Source organism: Modicisalibacter sp. (genome assembly GCF_055145905.1).
On the sequence record NZ_JBSREH010000035.1, the window covers coordinates 1 to 20,309 of the forward strand.

A 20,309-nucleotide genomic window follows, 5' to 3' on the forward strand; every position below is an offset into this window, starting at 1 on the left:
CCCGAAAAAAATTTCGGCGCCACGCCCCTCGCCCGAATCCGCCTGTCCACAGCCGCCTTCATGAACCGCCGACAACCGGGTGTGGATAAACTGAATAGATAAAAACGCCCGCCAAGAAGGCGGGCGTCACAGAACAGCGACAAGCGCAGAGTTCGATCAGGTGAGTGTCACCCGTGCATAGCGCTTCTTGCCGGCCTGAATCACGTAGCTCTTGCCGATATCCAGCATGTGATCGCGGGCGACCACTTCACCATCGACCCGGACCCGACCGTTGCCGAGCATGTCCTTGGCCTGGGCGCTGTTGTTGGTCAGGTTGGCGCGGTTGAGTACCGCAGCAATCGGTGCCTGCTCGCCCTCGAACTCGACCGTCACCTCGGGCATGTCCTCGGGGAGCTCGCCCTCGGCCAGCTGGTTGCCGGCGCTGCGGTGCGCATTGGCGGCGGCTTCCTCGCCGTGGTAGCGGGCGATCAGTTCGCGCGCCAGCTCCATCTTGATGTCCCGGGGGTTGGCGCCTTCGTCGATGCGCCGGCGCAGGTCCTCGATCGCCTCGTTGGACTTCAGCGACAGCAGCTCGAAGTAGCGCCACATCAGCGAATCGGGCATCGAGACCAGCTTGTTGAACATCGTGCCCGGGGCTTCATCGAGCCCGACATAGTTGCCCAGCGACTTGGACATCTTCTGCACGCCGTCGAGCCCCTCGAGCAGCGGCATGGTGATGACGACCTGCGGCGCCTGACCAAAGTGCTTCTGGATCTCGCGGCCCATCAGCAGGTTGAACTTCTGGTCGGTACCGCCCAGCTCGACGTCGGCCTCCAGCGCCACCGAGTCGTAGCCCTGCACCAGCGGGTAGAGGAACTCGTGGATCGAGATCGACTGATTGGCCTTGTAGCGCTTCTCGAAGTCGTCGCGCTCGAGCATGCGCGCCACCGTGGACTGGGCGGCCAGCTCGATCATGTCGGCGGCGGAGAGCTTGCTCATCCAGTCGGCATTGAAGGCGACGATGGTCTTTTCCGGATCGAGCACCTTGAAAACCTGCTCGCGATAGGTCTTGGCGTTGGCCTTGACCTCTTCCTCGGTGAGCGGCTTGCGGGTGACGTTCTTGCCGGTGGGGTCACCGATACGCCCGGTGAAGTCGCCGATCAGGAAGATGACCTCGTGCCCCAGGTCCTGGAACTGGCGCATCTTGGTCAGCAGCACGCTGTGCCCGAGGTGCAGGTCCGGGGCGGTGGGGTCGAAACCGGCCTTGATACGCAGCTTGCGCCCGGAAGCGAGCTTCTCCTTCAGCTCGTCCTCGAGCAGGATTTCATGAGCACCGCGCTTGAGCAGCGCCAGCGCATCGGCGACATCGGTCATCGTGCCCTTCTCCACAGCAAACGGTTGTCTGGATCAATGGCCGGGGATGGTAGCATGTCTGGCACACGCGGTTGAGCGCATCCCACGGAAGGAGACCTCCATGCCCCTGTTCGTCGGCCTGATGTCGGGCACCAGCCTGGACGGCATCGATGCCGCCCTGGTCCGCTGCGGCGAGAGCCACCCCGAGCTGCTGGATGCCGTTGGCATGCCCATGCCGGAGACACTGCGCGCCGACCTGCTGGCCCTGTGCCAGGCCGACTCGGTGCGCTTCGCCGAGCTGGCCCGGGCGGAATCGGCCTTCTGCCGGCTGCAGGCCGAGGCGGTCCAGCAGCTGCTCGCGCGCAACCATCTGGACGCCGACGCAATCGCCGCCATCGGCAGCCACGGCCAGACCATCGAGCACGCCCCGGACGGTGAGGCCCCGTATACCTGTCAGCTCGACAACCCCAGCCTGCTGGCCGAACTGACCGGCTGTGCAGTGGTGGGCGACTTCCGCCGCCGCGACCTGGCCGCCGGCGGTCAGGCCGCACCGCTGGCCCCGGCCTTTCATGCCGCGCTGTTCTCGGACAGCGACGAATGGCGAGCGGTGCTCAACCTGGGCGGCTTCGCCAACCTGACCCTGCTGCCGCCCGGCTCCCGCGCGATGCCGGTCACCGGCTTCGATACCGGACCGGCCAACACGCTGCTCGATGCCTGGTACGCCCGCCACCATGCAGACGGCCACCATGACCCCGCCGGTCGCTGGGCCGCCGGTGGCACGGTCGATGCCGCCCTGCTCGAGCGCTTGCTGGAGGACCCCTTCTTTGCCCGACGCCCGCCCAAGAGCACCGGCCGCGAATACTTCCACCTCGCCTGGCTGGAGGCACACCTGAGCGGCCGCGAAGCGGCGCAGGACGTTCAGGCGACGCTCGCCGAACTGACCGCGAGGAGCATCGCGCTGGGCATTGCCCAGACGCTCGGCCCGGTGCCCGCCACCCTGATCCCCTGTGGCGGCGGCACGCACAATGCCGATCTGCTGCAACGCCTGGGCCGCCACCTGCCGACCCTGACGCTGGCAAGCTGCGAGATGTTCGGCTGGCATGCCGACTGGCTCGAGGCCGGCGCCTTCGCCTGGCTGGCTTGGCGGCGCCTTGCCGGCCTGCCCGGCAACCTGCCGGCCGTCACCGGCGCGGCGGGCGAGCGCGTGCTGGGCGGCCTCTACAGCCGCTGAGACGTCAGCGCCCCGGTGGCGACACTCAGTAGTCGTCGCTGTCGCGCAGCGACAGCCGATCGGCGGCATCCAGCGCCTGCTCCACACCCTGGTGGGCGCCGTCACCGAACTTGATCATCATGCGCAGGTCGTTGGCCGACTCGGCATGGACCAGGGCCACATCCTCGCTGATGTCGCCCCGTCGATAGCACTCATAGAGCGCCTGGTCGAAGGTCTGCATGCCCAGCTCCCGCGAACGCGCCATCAAGCCCTTGATCTCGCCCACCTCGCCCTTGCGGATCAGGTCGCCGATCAGCGGCGAGCGGCGCAGGATCTCGATCGCCGCCACGCGACCCCGGCCGTCCTGACGCGGCAGCAGCTGCTGGGCGACGATCGCCTGCAGGTTCAGCGACAGATCCAGCCAGACCTGCTCGTGGCGTTCGGCGGGAAAGAAGTGGATGACGCGCTCGAGCGCCTGGTTGGCGTTGTTGGCGTGCAGGGTCGCCAGGCACAGGTGACCGGTCTCGGCGAAGGTCAGCGCCTGCTCCATGGTCTCGCGGGAGCGGATCTCGCCGATCATGATCACGTCCGGCGCCTGGCGCAGGGCGTTCTTCAGCGCCACCTCGAACGACTCGGTATCGATGCCCACCTCGCGCTGATTGATGATCGCGCGGCGATGCGGATGGATGTATTCGATCGGGTCCTCGATGCACAGGATGTGGCCGCCGGCGCTGGCGTTGCGATACTGGATCATCGACGCCAGGGTGGTGGACTTGCCGGTGCCGGTGCCGCCCACCACGAACACCAGCCCCCGCTTGAGCAGCGCCAGCTCGCCCAGTGCGTCCGGCAGGCCCAGCGCCGTCAGCGACGGAATGTCGAAGGCGATGCGGCGGATGACCATGGCCATCTGGCTGCGCTGATAGAAGGCGCTGACCCGAAAGCGCCCCTTGCCCTGCAGGCTCAGCGCGAAGTTGGCCTCGTGGTCGCGCTCGAAGCGCTCGGTCAGGCCCTGGGGCAGGGCCGCCATCACCAGCTGGCGAACTTGGGCGATCGACAGCGGCGTCTCGCCCAGCGCCACCAGCTGGCCGTCGATCTTCAGCGAGGCCGGCGCATTGGTGGAAATCAGCATGTCCGAGGCCTGCTTGTCGATCATCAGGTCCAGCAGCTGCTGCAGCCATTCACCGGGTGTCATGCCGGTCTCCTTGTCGCGTCACCATGGTATTCATTGTTTCAGGAGGCCGCCGGCAGGCGTCCCTTGGCCTTGGCCTGGGCCTCCTCGCGGGACACCAGGTTCTGGTTGACCAGCCGGCTCAGCGCCATGTCCAGGGTCTGCATGCCCAGGTTGCCCCCGGTCTGGATCGCCGAATAGATCTGCGCCACCTTGTCCTCGCGGATCAGGTTGCGCACCGCCGAGGTGGCCACCAGGATCTCGTGGGCGGCGACCCGTCCGCCCCCCTGGCGCTTGAGCAGGGCCTGTGACACCACCCCCTGCAGCGACTCGGAGAGCATCGAGCGCACCATCGCCTTCTCGTCGCCGGGAAAGACGTCGATGACCCGGTCGATGGTCTTGGCCGCCGAGGTGGTGTGCAGCGTGCCGAATACCAGATGTCCGGTCTCCGCCGCGGTCAGCGCCAGCCGTATGGTCTCCAGGTCACGCAGCTCGCCGACCAGGATCACGTCGGGGTCCTCGCGCAGCGCCGAGCGCAGCGCCTGGGAGAATCCCTGGGTGTGACGGTGCACCTCGCGCTGGTTGATCAGGCTGCGCTTGCTGACATGCACGAACTCGATCGGATCCTCGATCGTCAGGATATGATGGTGGCGTGTCTCGTTGATGTAGTCGACCATCGCCGCCAGCGTCGTCGACTTGCCCGAGCCGGTGGGCCCGGTCACCAGCACCAGCCCCCGCGGCATCCGCGCGAACTGGCGGAACACCTCGCCCAGCTCCAGGTCCTCGAGCGTCATCACCTGGCCGGGAATGGTGCGGAACACCGCCCCGGCACCGCGGCCCTGATTGAAGGCATTGACGCGAAAGCGCGCCACCCCGGGCACCTCGAAGGAGAAGTCGGTCTCAAGGTAGGCCTCGTAGTCGCGGCGCTGGCGATCGCCCATGATGTCGTAGATCATCCGGCGGACTTCGCTGTCCTCCATCGCCGGCACATTGAGCCGGCGAATGTCACCGTCGACCCGGATCATCGGCGGCAGCCCGGCGGACAGGTGCAGGTCCGAGGCGTTCTGCTTTGCCGAGAATGCCAGTAGTTCGGTAATATCCATTCACTTCCCCTGCTCGTGTTGCTGTCGTTATTCGGATAGAGGCCAGTATGCCAGACGCTCAGGTCAGCGAAGCCCTCCTGCGCGCCCGCCGGCGCCTGGACGCGGCTCTTCGGCAGTCCGGCCGCCGTGCCGACGCCACCCGCCTGCTGGCGGTCAGCAAGACCCAGCCGGCCGAACGCCTCCGCGAGGCCTACCGGGCCGGGCAGCGCGACTTCGGCGAAAACTACCTGCAGGAAGCCCTCGACAAGCAGGCCGCGCTCGCCGAGCTGGAAGATATCGTCTGGCATTTCATCGGCCCGCTGCAATCCAACAAGACCCGCGAGGTGGCCGAGCATTTCCGCTGGGTGCACAGCGTCGACCGGCTCAAGATCGCCCGCCGCCTCTCGGCCCAGCGCCCCGCCGAACTCGGCCCGCTGGAGATCTGCCTGCAGGTCAATGTCAGCGGCGAGGCCAGCAAGTCGGGCGTGCCGCCCGAGGCGCTCGAGGCACTGGCCCTCGAGGTCGCCGGCCTGCCCAATCTGCGCCTGCGCGGGCTGATGGCGATTCCCGCCCCGGCCGAGACCCTGGACGCCCAGCGCCGGCCCTTCGCCCAGCTGCGCGAGTGCCTGGAACGCCTCAACACGGCGCACCCCGAACTGGCCCTGGACACCCTGTCGATGGGCATGAGCGGCGACCTGGAAGCCGCGGTGCAGGAAGGCGCCACCTGGGTGCGGCTGGGCACCGCCATCTTCGGGGCCCGGCCTCCGCGCCCCTGACCACTCACGCTTCTCAGAGGAGCTTCGCATGGCAAGCCAAGTCACCTTCATCGGCGCCGGCAACATGGCCAGCGCTATCTTCGGCGGCATGATCGACAACGGCTATCCGGCCGCGGCGATCACCGCCACCAGTCCCGACCCCGAGCGGCTGGCGGCCCTCGCCGCCGAGCGTGGCATCCACACCACCGATGACAACGCCGCGGCTGTCGCCGAGGCCGACGTGGTGGTACTGGCGGTCAAGCCCCAGATCATGCGCGAGGTCTGCGAAGGCCTGCGCGACGCCGTGCAGGCGCGTCGTCCGCTGATCGTCTCGGTGGCCGCCGGCCTCACCGCCGAAACGCTGGACACCTGGCTCGGCGGCGATCTGGCAGTGGTACGCTGCATGCCCAATACGCCGTCGCTGGTGGGTGCCGGCGCCAGCGGGCTCTACGCCAACGCCCGGGTCAGCGACGAACAGCGCGAGCTCGCCACCACCCTGCTGGAGGCCGTGGGCCTCGTCGAGTGGGTCGATGACGAAGCGCTGCTCGAGGCCGTCACCGCGGTCTCCGGCAGCGGCCCGGCCTACTTCTTCCTGGTCTTCGAGGCCCTCGAGGAAGCCGGCGTGCGCCTCGGTCTGCCCGCCGCCACGGCGCGCCGGCTGGCCTTGCAGACCGGCCTGGGGGCGGCGACGATGGCGCAACGCAGCGAGCACGACCCCGCGCAGCTGCGCCGCAACGTGATGTCGCCGGGCGGCACCACCGAACGCGCCATTCACAGCCTCGAGGAAGGCGGGCTGCGCGCGCTGTTCGCCGAGGCGACCGAAGCCTGCGCCGCCCGCGCCCGCGAGATGGCCGCCGAACTCGGCGAGTCGACGCCGAACCGATAACGGAGGGAGTCCATGGGAAGTCAACTGGGAAGCGCCGGCCTGATGCTGGTCAACACCCTGATCAACATCTACCTGTTCCTGCTGATGCTGCGCTTCCTGCTGCAGGCATCGCGTGCCGACTACTACAACCCGATCAGCCAATCGGTGGTCAAGGTGACCCAACCGGTGGTCAAGCCGCTGCAGGGTTTCCTGCGGCCCATGGGTCGCGTCGACCTGGCCACCCTGGCGGCCGGCTTCATCATCAAGGCGCTGAGCATCATCCTGATCATGCAGGTGGCGATCGGCGGCATCCCCTCCTTCGGCGGCATCGCCATCGCCTCGGTGGCGGCGCTGGCCAGTGCGATCCTCAAGATCTACTTCTTCGCCCTGATCGGCATGATCATCCTCAGCTGGGTGGCGCCGCATGCCAGTCACCCGGGGGCGATCCTGATCATGCAGCTGGTCGAGCCGATCATGGCCCCGGTGCGCCGCGTGATACCGCCGCTGGGCATGATCGACCTGTCGCCGATCGTGGTGTTCATCGCCATCAACCTGATCGACAGCGTCCTGGTCGGCTCGCTGACCCGCGCCGCCGGTATCGCCGGCGCCCTGGTCGGCCTCTGAGCGGCGGCCCGGCGATCGACAACACCGATAACGAAGCAAGACACAGGGCCCGACCGGGCCCTGTCACGAACTGGACACGGACCCCTCATGCCCGAAACGCTCCCCGCCGATTCGGTCGGTCTGGTGACGCCGCAGCAGGCCCGCTTCGACGAGCCACTGCCGCTGGCCTGCGGCAAGACCCTGCCGGCCTATGAGCTGGTCTACGAGACCTACGGCGAGCTCAATGCCGAGCGCAGCAACGCCGTGCTGATCTGCCACGCCCTGTCGGGCCACCATCACGCCGCCGGCTACCACAGCCCGGACGACCGCAAGCCCGGCTGGTGGGACGCCCACATCGGCCCCGGCAAGGCCATCGACACCAACCGCTTCTTCGTGGTGTCCCTGAACAACCTGGGGGGCTGCCACGGCAGCACCGGCCCCTGCCACATCAACCCCGAGACCGGTCGTCTGTGGGGGCCGGAGTTCCCGGTGATGACCGTCGGCGACTGGGTCGACAGCCAGGTCCGGCTCGCCGACCGGCTGGGCATCGAGCGCTTCGCCGCCGTGGTCGGCGGCAGCCTGGGCGGCATGCAGGTACTGCAGTGGGCGATGCGCTACCCGGAGCGCATCGCCAACGCCGTGGTGATCGCCGCCACGCCGCGGCTGACCGCGCAGAACATCGCCTTCAACGAGGTCGCCCGCCAGGCGATCCGCTCCGACCCCGACTTCCACGACGGCTGGTACGCGGCGCACGATACCGTGCCCAAGCGCGGCCTCAAGCTGGCGCGCATGGTCGGCCACATCACCTACCTGTCCGAGCACTCGATGGGCGCCAAGTTCGGCCGCGACCTGCGCAGCGACGAGCTCAACTTCGGCTATGACGTGGAGTTCCAGGTCGAGTCCTACCTGCGCTATCAGGGCGACGCCTTCTCCACCGCCTTCGACGCCAACACCTACCTGCTGATGACCAAGGCGCTGGACTACTTCGACCCGGCGGCCGACCATCAGGGCGACCTGGCCGCCGCCCTGGCGCCGGCCTCCTGCCGTTTCCTGGTGGTCAGCTTCTCCACCGACTGGCGCTTCACGCCGGAACGCTCGCGGGAGCTGGTCGATGCGCTGATGCGCGCCCGCAAGCCGGTCAGCTACGCGGCCATCGACTCCCCCCACGGCCACGATGCCTTCCTGCTCCCGGACCCGCGCTATGGCGCCGTGTTCGGCGGCTTCATGAAGCGCGTGGCCCGCGACCTCGGCCTGGAGGAGCGTCACTGATGCGTCCCGACCTGACACTGATCCACCGCTGGGTGCCCGAGGGCGCCCAGGTCCTCGACCTGGCCTGCGGCGACGGCACCCTGCTCGACGCCCTGGCTCGCGACAAGGGCGTCACCGGCTACGGCCTCGAGATCGACCCCGACGGCATCACCGCCTGCCTGGAACGCGGCGTCAACGTCATCGAGCAGGACCTCGACCAGGGCCTGGCCAACTTCGACGACGACGCCTGCGACCTGGTGATCATGACCCAGGCCCTGCAGGCCCTGCGCCGCCCCGACCGGATGCTTGACGAGATGCTGCGGGTGGCCAGCGAGGCGATCATCACCTTCCCCAACTTCGCCTACTGGCGTCATCGCCTGTACCTGGGCTTCAAGGGCTTCATGCCGGTGTCGCGCTCGCTGCCCTACGCCTGGTACGACACGCCCAACATCCACCTGTCCACCTTCAACGACTTCGAGCGCCTGTGCACCGACAAGGGACTGGTGATCACCGACCGCGCGGTGGGCCGGGGCGACCATGAAAGCCACTGGTCCAGCCGGCTGTGGCCCAACCTGTTCGGCGAGATCGCCATCTTTCGGGTCGGCCGCGGCGAGGCGCGCCGTCGTGGCTGAAAGCCCCGCGCCGGGCAGCGCCCTCCTGGCCCGGCCGGGCGACTTCGCGGCCGACGGCACGGCGAGCGCGGCGCTGCCCGATGGCGGGCGGGTGCTGCTGGTTCACGACGGCGATCACGTGCGCGCCTACCGCGACCACTGCCCGCATCGCGCCGGTTCGCTGGGCGACGCCGCCGGTCGCTTCCTCGATGCCGGCAGCGCACTGCTGCGCTGCGACCGCCACGGCGCGCTGTTCCTGCCCGCCAGCGGCGAGTGCCTGGCCGGCCCCTGCCAGGGCAAGCGCCTGACGCCGGTGCCGGTGTCAGTCGACGACGCCGGCGTCGTGCACCTGGCGATGCAGTGACACCGGCAAGCAGCCGGCCAGGGTGATGCCGGCCGGCCGCCCGTCGCGCCGGCTCACCCGGCACCCGTAGGCCAGCACCTCGACGCCCGCGTCCGCGACGCGCCGCAGCGTCTCGGCATAGCGCGGATCGAGATGCGCGGCCGGGGCGACGTCACGGATGCCGGTATGGGCGACGCAGAACAGCAGCACCGCGCGGTGCCCGTCGGCAGCCAGCCCGGCGAGGGTCTCGAGATGCCGGGTGGCACGCTCGCTCACCGTGTCGGGAAAGTAGCCGTGACCGTCGGCCTCCTGCAGGGTGACCTGCTTGACCTCGACGAAGGCGGTGCCGTGGCGCGGGTCATCGAGCCGGAAGTCGAGCCGGGCGTCGCCACGCCGCGCGTCGCTACGCCGGGCGTCGCCGACCCGGACCTCGCGCCGGAGCGTGGCGTAGCCGGCTAGCGGCTCGATGCGCTCGCCTCGCAGCGCCTCCTCGACGATGGCATTGGTGCGCCCGGTGTGCACGGAGGCCAGAGCCACGCCGCCTTCCGGCCGGGGCAGTTCGATCAGCTCCCAGGTCCAGGCCAGCTTGCGTGCCGGATTGGTGCTCGGCGACAGCCACACCCGGCAGCCCGGCACGTTGACCGCCCGCATCGAGCCGGTGTTGGGGCAGTGAGCCACCACCACGGTACCGTCGGCCAGTTCGACATCGGCAAGAAAGCGCTTGTAGCGCCGACGCAGAATCCCGGAAACAAGCTCGGGATAGTCCACGTCAGCCCGCCTCTCGCGCCAGAAAGCGGCCGAGTCGTTCCACCGCCTCCTCGAGCCGGGCGACATCGTTGGTGAAGGCGATGCGCACATGGTGCTCGCCGCCGCGCACGGCGAAGTCGACGCCCGGCGTGATGGCGACGTTCTCGGTTTCCAGCAGCCGCTGGCAGAAGGCCTGGCTGTCGCGGGTGTAGCGCGACACGTCGAGCCACAGGTAGAAGGCCCCCTGGGGCGGCATCGCCGGCGCCAGCCCCAGCCGCTCGAGCCCGGCCAGCAGCGCGTCGCGGCGCCGATGCAGCTCGCGCCGGCGACGTTCGAGTTCGGTGGCGCACTCGGGGGTGAAGGCCGCCAGCGCGGCGTGCTGCGACAGTGTCGGCGCAGCGAGGAAGACGTTCTGGGCCAGCCGGGTCAGGGGTTCCACGGCCGCCTCCGGGGCGACCAGCCAACCCAGGCGCCAACCGGTCATGCCGAAGTACTTCGAGAAGCTGTTGACCACGAAGGCCTCGGGGGCCACGGCGGCGGCGCTCACCGGCGCCACGTCGTAGCTCAGCCCCTGATAGATCTCGTCGACCAGCAGCGCGCCGTCGCGGCGGGCGACCTCGCCGGCCACGGCCCGCAGCCCGCCGGCATCGAGCATGTGCCCGGTGGGATTGGAGGGCGTGGCCAGCATCGCCAGCCGGGTCGCCGGCTGCCAGTGCCGGGCGACGAGCGCGGCGTCGAGCTGCCAGCCGCTTTCATCGCCCACCGGCACGCAGTCGATCTCGGCATCGGCCAGCCCCATGAAGTGGCGGTTGCAGGGGTAGGTGGGATCGGCCATCAGCACCCGATCGCCGCGCCCCACCAAAAGCTGGCTGGCCAGCAGCAGCGCCCCCGAGGCCCCCGGGGTGACCAGAATCCGCGCCGGATCGATGTCGGCACCGAAATGCGCCGCATAGTGGCCGGCGATCGCCTCGCGCAGCGCCGGAATGCCGCCGGCCGGCGTGTAGCGGGTCCGCCCCTCGGCCAGCGCCTGCCGCCCGGCCTCCACCACCGGCTCGGGCGTGGCGAAGTCCGGCTCGCCGATTTCCAGGTGAATCACGTCGTGTCCGGCCGCCTCGCGTGCCTGGGCCTGCTCAAGCAGTCCCATCACGCGAAACGGCTGCACCCGGTCGATACGGGTGTTCCAGTTCATGCCGGCGTCCTCCTCCTGCGCCATCCCCAGATTCGCACGCCACGTTGCCCGGGCATGCGACACGGGTCAATCTTCTCACGACAAGCCGCTTCAGCGGTTGCAAACCCACCGCTTTTTCGCTAAATAAGCAAGGCTTCGGGTGGGCATGCCATCCGTGGAGGCGACGGAGACGGACACCCCGACTCGCCTTCGACCGGCCGGGCATCGGCCCAAGTCACTTGAGTAATGAGGCAGCCCCATGCCAGTAGCGGAACAGAAAACGGAAGCGCCCAAGAAATTCACCCCGTACGAGCCGGCGCCGGGGGAAGAGTACATGAACGAGAAGCAGCTGGAGCACTTCCGCCAGATCCTGCTGGGCTGGAAGCAGGATCTCATGGAAGAGGTGGACCGCACCGTGCGCCATCTGCAGGAAGACGCCAACAACTACGCCGACCCGGCCGACCGGGCGACCCAGGAAGAAGGCTTCAGCCTGGAGCTGCGCACCCGCGATCGTGAGCGCAAGCTGCTCAAGAAGATCAACGAGACCCTCGAGAAGATCGACGAGGACGACTACGGCTTCTGCGAGGCCTGCGGCGTCGAGATCGGCATCCGTCGCCTCGAGGCACGCCCGACCGCCACGCTGTGCGTCGACTGCAAGACGCTGGCGGAACTCAAGGAAAAGCAGCTGGGCGGCTGAGCCCCCCGGCCGACCGGACACGGGCGCCGCACGGCGCCCGTTTGCGTTTCAGGAGAGCTCGATGCCCGGCTATCGCGGCCGTTTCGCCCCCACCCCCTCCGGTCCGCTGCACTTCGGCTCGCTGGTCGCCGCGCTGGGCAGCTTCCTCGATGCCCGCCACGCCGGCGGCACCTGGCTGCTGCGCATCGAGGACGTCGACCCGCCGCGCTGTCCGCCGGGCACCGCCGACACCATCCGCCGCCAGCTCGAGGCCTACGGCCTTCACTGGGACGGCGAGATCCGCTATCAGCAAACGCGCGATGCCGCCTACCAGGCGGCGCTGGATCGTCTGGTCACCGCCGGGCTGGCCTACCCCTGCAGCTGCTCGCGCAAGGAATGGCGCGAGTACCCCATCTACCCCGGCTGGTGCCGCGACGGCATCCGCGCCCCCGGGCGCCCGCTGGCCTGGCGGCTGCGCAGCGATCTCGGGGAGCGCCCGGTCATCTGGCAGGATCGCCTGTTCGGCGAGCAGTGCTTCGACCCCGCCGAGCTGGGTGACGTGGTGCTCAAGCGCAAGGAGGGTCTCTGGGCCTACCAGCTGGCGGTGGTGGTGGATGACGCCGACCAGGGCATCACCGATGTGGTGCGCGGCGTCGACCTGCTCGACAACACGCCCTGGCAATGGCAGCTGCAGGCTGCGCTGGGCGCCCCGCATCCACGCTATCTGCACCTGCCGCTGGTGGTGGCCGAGAACGGCCAGAAGCTCTCCAAGCAGAACCTCGCCCCGGCGCTGCCCGAGGACGACACCAGCGTGCGCCACTGGCTGCACGACGCCCTGGGGCTGCTGGCCCAGGCGCCGCCGGCGGCGCTGCGCACGGCCCCCGTGGCGGAACAGCTCGCCCACGCCGTTCGCCACTGGGATCCGAGCCGCCTCGATGCCCACGCGCACCTACCCGCCCCGCACACCTGAATGCCCGGCGCGGATGCGACTCACGTCGGGTTGAGCCGCCGCCCTCGCCTTCCCTACACTCGATGGTTTATCCCGCGCGGGCCTGCGAATGTACGTTTACCGCATCATGCTGTTTCTGGTCTTCGGCGGCTACCTGCTGTCGCCGGCGCTGATGAGCGGCTGGGCGGTTCCCGGCATGGCCTGGTATCGCCCCTTCCTGATCTGGGGCGGGCTGATCGCCCTGTCGGTGTGGCTGGAACAGAAAAGGAAGCTCGATGAGCATTAGCCTGACGGGGCTGCTGGCGCTGACGGCCGGCTATCTGGGGCTGATGCTGCTGGCCGCGAGTGCCGTGGAACGGGGCTGGCTGTCGACGCGGATCGTGCATCACCCGCTGGTCTACGGCCTGTCGCTGGGCGTCTACGTCAACGCCTGGGGGCTGTTCGGCAGCATCGCGCTGGCCGCCGAGATCGGCTACGGCTACCTGGCCTACTTCCTGGGCGTGGCCGGCGCCTTCCTGCTGGCACCGGTGCTGCTGGTGCCGATCCTGCGCCTGACCCGCACCTATCAACTGGCCTCGCTGGCCGACCTGTTCGCCTTCCGCTTTCGCAGCCGCTGGGTCGGCACGCTGGTGACCGTGATCACCCTGCTGGCGGTGCTGCCGCTGCTGGCCCAGCAGGCCCAGGTGGTGGGCGCCATCGCCTATCGCCTCAGCGGACTCGCCGACCCGGCCTGGCTGGCGCTGGCCTTCTGTGTGCTGGCGGCGGCGCTGGCCCTGCGCCTCGGCGCGCGCCATGCTCACCTCAACGCCGATCACGACAGCCTGACCGCAGCCGTCGCCACCGGTTCGCTGCTCAAGCTGGGCGCCATGCTCACCCTGGGTGTCATCGCCCTGTACGGCGTCTTCAGCGGCCCGGCCGACCTTCAGCAATGGCTCGAGGGCCCCGGACAGCCGCTGCAGGCACTGGCCGCCCGTCTGCCACCCGGCCAGTGGCGTACCCTGCTGCTGCTGTTCTTCGCCGCCGCCTTTCTGGCGCCCCACATGTTTCACATGGTCTTCGCCCAGGGACCGTCACGCCCGGCGCTGTTGCAGGCCGGCTGGCAACTGCCGCTGCTGCTGTTGCTGATCGCCCTGCCGGCGCCGCTGATTCTCTGGGCTGCGCAGTCGCTGGGAATCGCCTCGCCGGAAACCGGGCTGGCCTATCTGGCCTTCATGCTCAGCGACTCGCCCGGCGTGATCGCGCTGGTCCTCATCGCCGGACTCGCCGCCGCCGCCGGTACCCTGGTGGTCACTACCCTGTCCCTGGCCGGCATGGCGCTCAATCATCTGGTGCTGGTGGCCCACCCGCCGGCGCGCCAGGACAACCTCTATCGCTGGCTGCTCGGCCTGCGCCGCCTGCTGGTCATCGCCGTGATTCTCGGCGGCTGGGTATTCTACCGGCTGGTGGGCGTGCATCACGACCCCACCACGCTGGGGCTGGTGGCCTTCATCGGCATCGCCCAGTGTCTGCCCGGCATGCTGGCGGTACTCTACTGGCCGGGTGCCAACCGCAAGGGCATGGTCAGCGGGCTGCTGGTCGGCAGCCTGTTGTGGCTGGGCGGGCTTTGGCTGCCGCTGGTCGTCGACCTTCCGCCGCTGGTGCTCATCCCGCCGGGGCTCGAGCTGCTCGAGAACGAGCCGGCCTGGTACGCCGTCACCCTGATCTCGCTGGCCGCCAACGCCCTGACCTTCATCGGGGTCTCGCTGATGACGCGCACCTCCGACGGGGAACGCGCCGCCGCGGAGGCCTGTTCGATCGACGCCGTCATCCGTCCCAAGCGCCTGCCGCTCAGCGCCCGCACGGCACAGGACTTCAAGCGCCACCTGAGCAGCGCCCTGGGGCCCGATGTCGCCGCCCGCGAGGTCGATCACGCCCTGGATGACCTGGGCATGTCGCCGCAGGAAAGCCGGCCCTACGCCCTGCGGCGGTTGCGGGGGCGGCTGCAGGCCAACCTGTCGGGCCTGATGGGGCCGTCGGTGGCGCGAGACATCGTCGACCGGTTCCTGCCCTTCCAAACCGGCCCGCAGCCGGCCACCGACGACGTGCATTACGTCGAGAGCCTGCTCGAGGCCTACCGCACACGCCTGACCGGTCTGGCTCGCGAGCTCGACGGACTGCGCCGCTACCATCGCCGCACCCTGACCCAGCTGCCGATCGGCCTGTGCGCCTTCGGCGACGACGGCGAGCTGCTGATGTGGAACGACGCCCTGGCGCGACTGTCCGGCATCGACGGCGCCAGCGTGATCGGTGCCCGCCGCGAGAGCCTGCCGGCGCCCTGGGCGGAATTGCTGGGGCGCACCTTCGATCATCACGACCGCTTCCTCTACAAGCAGCCCGTGCCGCTGGCGGCCGGCACCCGCTACCTGACCCTGCACAAGGCCGACCTCGACGTGGCCGACGGCGAACGCGGCGGCACCGTGGTGCTGATCGAGGATCACAGCGACATGAAATGGCTCGAGGACGAACTGGTTCATGCCGAACGCCTGGCGTCCATCGGGCGTTTGGCCGCCGGCGTCGCCCACGAGATCGGCAACCCCATCACCGGCATCTCCTCGCTGGTCCAGAACCTGCGCTACGACACCGACGACCCGGTGGTGCTGGAGTCCGCCGATCAGATCCAGCAGCTCACCGAGCGTGTCTCGCGGATCGTCGGCTCGCTGGTGAGCTTCGCCCATGGCGGCCGGCACGGCGGGCAGGCCGTCGGCATGACGTCCTGCGATGTCCGCGAACTGGCCGACGAGGCCCTGCACTTGATACAGCTGGCCCGCTCGGGCGAGGATATCGTCTACCGAAACGACTGCCCCGCCGGCCTGACGGTGCAGGGAGACACCCAGCGTCTGGTGCAGGTGCTGGTCAATCTGCTCGGCAACGCCCGGGACGCCAGCCCGCCGGGCGCCGCGGTCGTCGTCGAGGCGGGAGCGCAGGACGGCGGGGTGTGCCTGGCCGTGGTCGACACCGGGTGCGGCATCGATCCCGAGATTCGCGATCACCTGTTCGAACCCTTCACGACCACCAAGCCTCCGGGGGAAGGCACCGGACTCGGCCTGTCGCTGGTCTACAGCATCATCCGCGACCACGGGGGCCAGGTGCGCATCGAATCGCCCCTTCCCGACCTCGATCACGGCACCCGCATCGCCCTGTGGCTGCCGGAACCTTCTCAGGATGGCAGAGACCCCGATGACCCAGATTCTGATCGTTGAAGACGAAGCCATCATCCGCACGGCACTGCGTCGATTGCTGGAGCGCCACGCCTATACGGTCAGCGAGGCCGAATCGGTCGAAGAGGCCCGTCGCCAGGGGCTCGACCGCTTCGATCTGATCATCAGCGACCTGCGCCTGCCCGGCGAGGCGGGCACGGCGCTGATCGAGGCCGCCGCGCCGGTGCCCGTGCTGATCATGACCAGCTATGCCAGCATGCGCTCGGCCGTGGATGCCTTGAAGCAGGGCGCCGTGGACTACGTGGCCAAGCCCTTCGATCACGAGGAACTGCTGGCCACCGTGAGCCAGGCGCTCGAGCAGCACGCACCGCGCCGCGAGACGGCCGAGACCGCACCGCCTGCCACGCAGCCCCAGGTGCCGCAGGACATGATCGGCAACTGTCCGGCGATGCAGGCCGTCTACACCCGCATTCGCAAGACGGCACCGGCGGACGTCACGGTGCTGATCCAGGGCGAATCGGGAACCGGTAAGGAGCTGGTCGCCCGCGCGATCCATCGCCAGAGCCGGCGCGCCCGGGCGCCGCTGATCTGCGTCAACTGCGCGGCGATTCCCGAAACGCTGATCGAGTCCGAGCTGTTCGGCCACGAGAAGGGCGCCTTCACCGGCGCCAGCGCGGCACGCACCGGTCTGGTCGAGGCCGCCGACGGCGGCACGCTGTTCCTCGACGAGATCGGCGAACTGCCGCTCGACGCCCAGGCACGCCTGCTGCGCGTGCTGCAGGAGGGCGAGATCCGCAAGATCGGCTCGGTCGAGACCCGTCACGTCGACGTCCGCCTGATCGCCGCCACCCATCGCGACCTGCATGCGCTGTCGAAGAGCGGCGAGTTCCGTCTCGACCTCTACTATCGCCTCAACGTGATGCAGATCGACCTGCCGCCCCTGCGCGACCGCGAGGACGACATCCTCAAGATCGCCGACGTGTTGCTGCAGTCCGCCTGCCGTCGTCACGACCGCGAGGGACTCAAGCTTTCCCGCGCCGCCCGCCGCGACATCCGCGACTACCCCTGGCCGGGCAATGTTCGCGAGCTGGAGAACGCCCTGGAGCGCGGCGTCATCCTTGCCGAAGGCAACCTCATTCACCCCGACGACCTGGGGCTGAAGCCCTCGCCCATGCCCCGGGCACCGGCGACGCCTCGCAGCAGCCCGGCGGATACCGGCGACGACGGCAAGGCGGTCGCCGAGGAAGACCTCTCCCTGGAAGACTACTTCCAGCACTTCGTGCTCGAGCACCAGGACCAGATGAGCGAGACCGAGCTGGCGCAGAAGCTGGGCATCAGCCGCAAGTGCCTCTGGGAGCGGCGCCAACGCCTCGGCATCCCGCGCAAGAAATCACCCCGCAGCCGCTCGGCCTGACGGCGCCCCTCCCTGGGCATACCCGTTCCCGACGCCCCTGGCGAAAGCCGAATGGTCGCCGGGAACGGCTGCGACCCATGTCGCCCAAGACCATGGTCTAACAGGGATTTTTTCGTGAAAAACGACACCTCGCCTCCGTGCGAGCCGGCGAATCTGCACCACTTGTTACCATCCCACACAGCATTTTCCCCATTACGGGGCGTCAGCGGTAACACCCAGGCCACCCACAACGAACTCCCGACAGCCATGGATTCTTAATACGCTGTTTTTAAAACAAAAAGCGACACGTGGCATGCACGGTGCACTATATCGGGCAAGAAGAACAAAACCCGGATGCCGGCGACGCCAACAACAACAAGAGACGTTCGCGGTAACACACGTTGCAAGAACCCAATAACAAGCCAGGCAACGACATCGATTCCCGAGGGCGAACAACAACAAGCACCCAGGCGAGGAATCCACCGGCCACAACAATCACAACAGGGCCGAGACAATCCGGTAATGTATCGGGACGCGGCGCTCCGTGCACAGGACGAACAACAACAACGCCTGTCCGAGGAGCACCTCCGGCAACAATAACAAGCCGCCGGAGGGAGGCAGACACCCCTGCCGTCGTGGTTGGATTATTGTTTTGAATACGAGGCGGTCACCATCAGGAAGACAACCAACAACAACATCCTGCTTGCCTGATAACTCCGAATTGGTGACTGTGGTGCGTATTCAAGGCGATGCGCCATCACGAAGAAAAATCAACAGCACGGACGCTGTCGGAATGCTTAAGGGGAGGCCACCGGCCTCCCCTTTCTCATGGGCTTTCCTCATGAGCCTTCGACACGCCTGTTTCCACCCCGTTTCGGGCCGCGGCGCGACTTCAATGCTTTGCAAGGCTCCAGCGCTCCGCTACACTGGCTTTTTCGCGAACAGCGAGACACTATCGCGGCATGTTCAAAGGATTTACCCGCTTTCTGCAACGCCCCGGTGAACGATTGAAGACACTCTTCGGCAATCAGGACGGCTCCGGCCAGACCCCCGGGCTTCGCATCATTCCCCGAGAAGATCACCCCGTTTCGCGGCGCCTGTTCAGCGACAACGCGCTCAAGGTGCTCTATCGCCTGCACAATGCCGGCTTCGAGGCCTATCTGGTCGGCGGTTGCCTGCGCGACGCCCTGCTCGGCAAGACGCCCAAGGATTTCGACGTCGCCACCGATGCCACGCCGGAACAGTTGCGTGAACTGTTCCGCAACTCGCGCATCATCGGGCGGCGTTTTCGCATCGTCCACGTACGCTTCGGGCGCGAGATCATCGAGGTCACCACCTTCCGCGGCCGCCCCGGCGACGAGCACGGCGAGCATCTCGCCCACCAGTCCGAAGACGGGCTGCTGCTGCGCGACAACGTCTGGGGCAGCGTCGAGGAAGACGCCATGCGCCGTGACTTCACGGTCAACGCGCTCTACTACAACATCGCCGACTTCTCCCTGCACGATTGGGCCGGCGGCATGGCCGACATCGAAAGCCGCACGCTGCGCCTGATCGGCGAGCCGGAAGTCCGCTACCGTGAGGATCCGGTGCGCATGCTGCGGGCGATTCGCTTCGCCGCCAAGCTGGACTTCAGCCTGGCCGCGGCGACCGAGGCGCCGATCCGCGACATGGCGCCGCTGCTGCTGCAGATCCCCCCGGCACGCCTGTTCGAGGAAGTGCTCAAGCTCTTCCTCTCCGGCCACGCAGTAGCAACCTATCACCTGCTGCGCGAGTACGGCCTGTTCGCCATGCTCTTCCCCGAGGCGGACGAGTCCATCGCCGAGCTCGATTGGGCCGAGCCCCTGATCCTCCAGGCACTGGCCAATACCGACGAGCGCATCCGCCAGGAGCGGCCGGTAACACCGGCCTTCCTGTTCGGCGCCCTGCTCTGGCCCGGCGTGCAGTGGCGCACCGGCCAGCTTCAGGCGGAAGGCATGCCGCCGATTCCCGCCCAGCAGACCGCTGCCCAGCAGGCCGTGTCGCGCCAGATCCAGCACACCTCGATCCCCAAGCGCTTCAGCCTGCCCATGCGCGACATCTGGGACCTGCAGGAACGTCTGCCCCGGCGCCGCGGCAAGCGCGCCTTCCAGACCCTGGAGCATCCGCGCTTCCGTGCCGCGTACGACTTCCTGCTGCTGCGCGAGAGCGCCGGCGAGGTTGCCCCCGGCCTGGGGTACTGGTGGACGGCCTTCCAGGAGGGTGACGAACACGAGCAGCGCCGCCTGCTCGGCAAGGTCGACGCCGACCCGGCCGGCACGCCCGGACCGCGGCGACGCTCGCGCAAGCGCCGCCGTGGGGGGCGCAATCGCCGCTCGACACCCGATCATGACTGAGCAGCCGCGTCTTGCCTATGTCGGCCTGGGCAGCAACCTTGATGACCCCGAGCATCAGGTGCGCCGCGCCCTGGCCGAACTGGACGCCCTGCCGTTGACCCGGTGCGAGGCCGGCTCGCCGCTGTATCGCAGCACGCCGATGGGGCCACAGGATCAGCCGCCCTTCATCAATGCCGTGGCCCGGCTGGCCACCCATCTGTCGCCGCTGGCACTGCTCGACCAACTGCAGGCCCTCGAGCAGCGCCACCGCCGCGTGCGCCGGCGCCACTGGGGACCGCGTACCCTGGACCTGGATCTGCTGCTCTACGGGGATTGCCGGGGCCGCTGGCCACGCCTCACGCTGCCCCACCCGGGGATCACCGAGCGCAACTTCGTGCTGGTCCCGCTGGCCGACATCGCGCCGGATACGTGTATCGGCGACGCCGCGGTGTCACATTTGGCCGACGCCATCGACCGCGACGGGTTGCAGCGCCTGGTGCCACAGCAGTAGAGTTGCAACACGTTTGTTACCATTCCACACTTCAGGCCAGAAGCGGGTAACAGTTACGGTAACATCCTGCCCGCCACGCCCTCGAAACGGACGTTGTCCG

At 68.4% G+C, this 20,309-nt stretch carries 19 protein-coding genes; 14 read left to right on the top strand and 5 right to left on the bottom strand.

The features are described from left to right. Window positions 1–156 precede the first annotated feature (156 nt). A complete protein-coding gene (gene tyrS, locus ACTCB7_RS11125; protein WP_463006724.1) occupies window positions 157–1,353 on the bottom strand; it encodes a tyrosine--tRNA ligase in 1,197 nt (398 codons plus the stop codon). Window positions 1,354–1,453: 100 nt separating this feature from the next. Between tyrS and ACTCB7_RS11130 the strand changes: the two genes are divergently transcribed. Further along, window positions 1,454–2,563 (top strand): anhydro-N-acetylmuramic acid kinase, encoded by a 1,110-nt coding sequence (locus ACTCB7_RS11130; RefSeq protein ID WP_463006725.1) that lies wholly within the window; start codon window positions 1,454–1,456, stop codon window positions 2,561–2,563. Between the two features lie 25 nt (window positions 2,564–2,588). Here ACTCB7_RS11130 and ACTCB7_RS11135 read toward each other — a convergent pair whose 3' ends face one another. Beyond that, the gene (locus ACTCB7_RS11135) at window positions 2,589–3,734 is read right to left on the bottom strand and encodes a PilT/PilU family type 4a pilus ATPase (protein ID WP_224416432.1); all 1,146 of its coding nucleotides are present in this window, start codon (window positions 3,732–3,734) and stop codon (window positions 2,589–2,591) included. A 38-nt stretch (window positions 3,735–3,772) separates the two neighbouring features. Next, complete coding sequence (locus ACTCB7_RS11140; protein WP_463006726.1) at window positions 3,773–4,813, bottom strand: type IV pilus twitching motility protein PilT; 1,041 nt, start codon at window positions 4,811–4,813, stop codon at window positions 3,773–3,775. Between the two features lie 47 nt (window positions 4,814–4,860). Between ACTCB7_RS11140 and ACTCB7_RS11145 the strand changes: the two genes are divergently transcribed. The 6 genes from ACTCB7_RS11145 to ACTCB7_RS11170 all read left to right on the top strand — a co-directional run bounded on the left by ACTCB7_RS11145 (window position 4,861) and on the right by ACTCB7_RS11170 (window position 9,238). Continuing rightward, window positions 4,861–5,568: a YggS family pyridoxal phosphate-dependent enzyme gene (locus tag ACTCB7_RS11145; RefSeq protein ID WP_463006727.1), complete on the top strand. Its 708-nt coding sequence runs from the start codon at window positions 4,861–4,863 to the stop codon at window positions 5,566–5,568. 28 nt (window positions 5,569–5,596) lie between these two features. Next, window positions 5,597–6,433 (top strand): pyrroline-5-carboxylate reductase, encoded by an 837-nt coding sequence (proC, locus tag ACTCB7_RS11150; RefSeq protein WP_463006728.1) that lies wholly within the window; start codon window positions 5,597–5,599, stop codon window positions 6,431–6,433. Between the two features lie 12 nt (window positions 6,434–6,445). Then, window positions 6,446–7,036, top strand: a complete 591-nt coding sequence (locus ACTCB7_RS11155) for a YggT family protein (RefSeq protein ID WP_163650524.1) — start codon at window positions 6,446–6,448, stop codon at window positions 7,034–7,036. Between the two features lie 87 nt (window positions 7,037–7,123). Then, window positions 7,124–8,284, top strand: a complete 1,161-nt coding sequence (gene metX / locus ACTCB7_RS11160; RefSeq protein ID WP_463006729.1) for a homoserine O-succinyltransferase MetX — start codon at window positions 7,124–7,126, stop codon at window positions 8,282–8,284. Further along, the gene (gene metW, locus ACTCB7_RS11165; protein WP_463006730.1) at window positions 8,284–8,895 is read left to right on the top strand and encodes a methionine biosynthesis protein MetW; all 612 of its coding nucleotides are present in this window, start codon (window positions 8,284–8,286) and stop codon (window positions 8,893–8,895) included. Before metX ends, metW begins: the two co-directional genes overlap by 1 nt. Continuing rightward, window positions 8,888–9,238 carry a Rieske (2Fe-2S) protein gene (locus ACTCB7_RS11170; RefSeq protein WP_463006731.1) on the top strand — a complete coding sequence of 117 codons (351 nt, stop codon included), beginning with the start codon at window positions 8,888–8,890 and terminating at the stop codon, window positions 9,236–9,238. The genes metW and ACTCB7_RS11170 overlap by 8 nt, the downstream gene beginning before the upstream one ends. On the opposite strand, the gene sfsA is transcribed toward ACTCB7_RS11170, so the two are convergent. Then, window positions 9,197–9,985 carry a DNA/RNA nuclease SfsA gene (gene sfsA, locus ACTCB7_RS11175; protein ID WP_463006732.1) on the bottom strand — a complete coding sequence of 263 codons (789 nt, stop codon included), beginning with the start codon at window positions 9,983–9,985 and terminating at the stop codon, window positions 9,197–9,199. The genes ACTCB7_RS11170 and sfsA overlap by 42 nt on opposite strands. A 1-nt stretch (window position 9,986) precedes the next feature. After that, on the bottom strand, window positions 9,987–11,153 hold the full coding sequence (locus ACTCB7_RS11180) for an aminotransferase class I/II-fold pyridoxal phosphate-dependent enzyme (RefSeq protein ID WP_463006733.1): 1,167 nt from the start codon (window positions 11,151–11,153) through the stop codon (window positions 9,987–9,989). Window positions 11,154–11,391: 238 nt separating this feature from the next. Here ACTCB7_RS11180 and dksA point away from each other — a divergent pair, with 238 nt between their 5' ends. From dksA to folK, 7 genes are all read left to right on the top strand, one after another. Then, window positions 11,392–11,829, top strand: coding sequence for an RNA polymerase-binding protein DksA (gene dksA, locus ACTCB7_RS11185; protein WP_463006734.1), 438 nt, complete (start codon window positions 11,392–11,394; stop codon window positions 11,827–11,829). 61 nt (window positions 11,830–11,890) lie between these two features. Beyond that, window positions 11,891–12,778, top strand: coding sequence for a tRNA glutamyl-Q(34) synthetase GluQRS (gluQRS, locus tag ACTCB7_RS11190; protein WP_463006735.1), 888 nt, complete (start codon window positions 11,891–11,893; stop codon window positions 12,776–12,778). 88 nt (window positions 12,779–12,866) lie between these two features. Continuing rightward, a complete protein-coding gene (locus ACTCB7_RS11195) occupies window positions 12,867–13,043 on the top strand; it encodes a hypothetical protein (RefSeq protein ID WP_463006736.1) in 177 nt (58 codons plus the stop codon). Then, window positions 13,033–15,996 (top strand): ATP-binding protein, encoded by a 2,964-nt coding sequence (locus ACTCB7_RS11200; RefSeq protein ID WP_463006737.1) that lies wholly within the window; start codon window positions 13,033–13,035, stop codon window positions 15,994–15,996. The genes ACTCB7_RS11195 and ACTCB7_RS11200 overlap by 11 nt, the downstream gene beginning before the upstream one ends. Further along, window positions 15,974–17,368: a sigma-54-dependent transcriptional regulator gene (locus ACTCB7_RS11205; protein WP_463006738.1), complete on the top strand. Its 1,395-nt coding sequence runs from the start codon at window positions 15,974–15,976 to the stop codon at window positions 17,366–17,368. Before ACTCB7_RS11200 ends, ACTCB7_RS11205 begins: the two co-directional genes overlap by 23 nt. A 941-nt stretch (window positions 17,369–18,309) precedes the next feature. Continuing rightward, the gene (gene pcnB, locus ACTCB7_RS11210) at window positions 18,310–19,719 is read left to right on the top strand and encodes a polynucleotide adenylyltransferase PcnB (RefSeq protein WP_463006739.1); all 1,410 of its coding nucleotides are present in this window, start codon (window positions 18,310–18,312) and stop codon (window positions 19,717–19,719) included. Continuing rightward, the gene (gene folK, locus ACTCB7_RS11215) at window positions 19,712–20,209 is read left to right on the top strand and encodes a 2-amino-4-hydroxy-6-hydroxymethyldihydropteridine diphosphokinase (RefSeq protein WP_463006740.1); all 498 of its coding nucleotides are present in this window, start codon (window positions 19,712–19,714) and stop codon (window positions 20,207–20,209) included. The genes pcnB and folK overlap by 8 nt, the downstream gene beginning before the upstream one ends. Window positions 20,210–20,309: the final 100 nt, after the last annotated feature.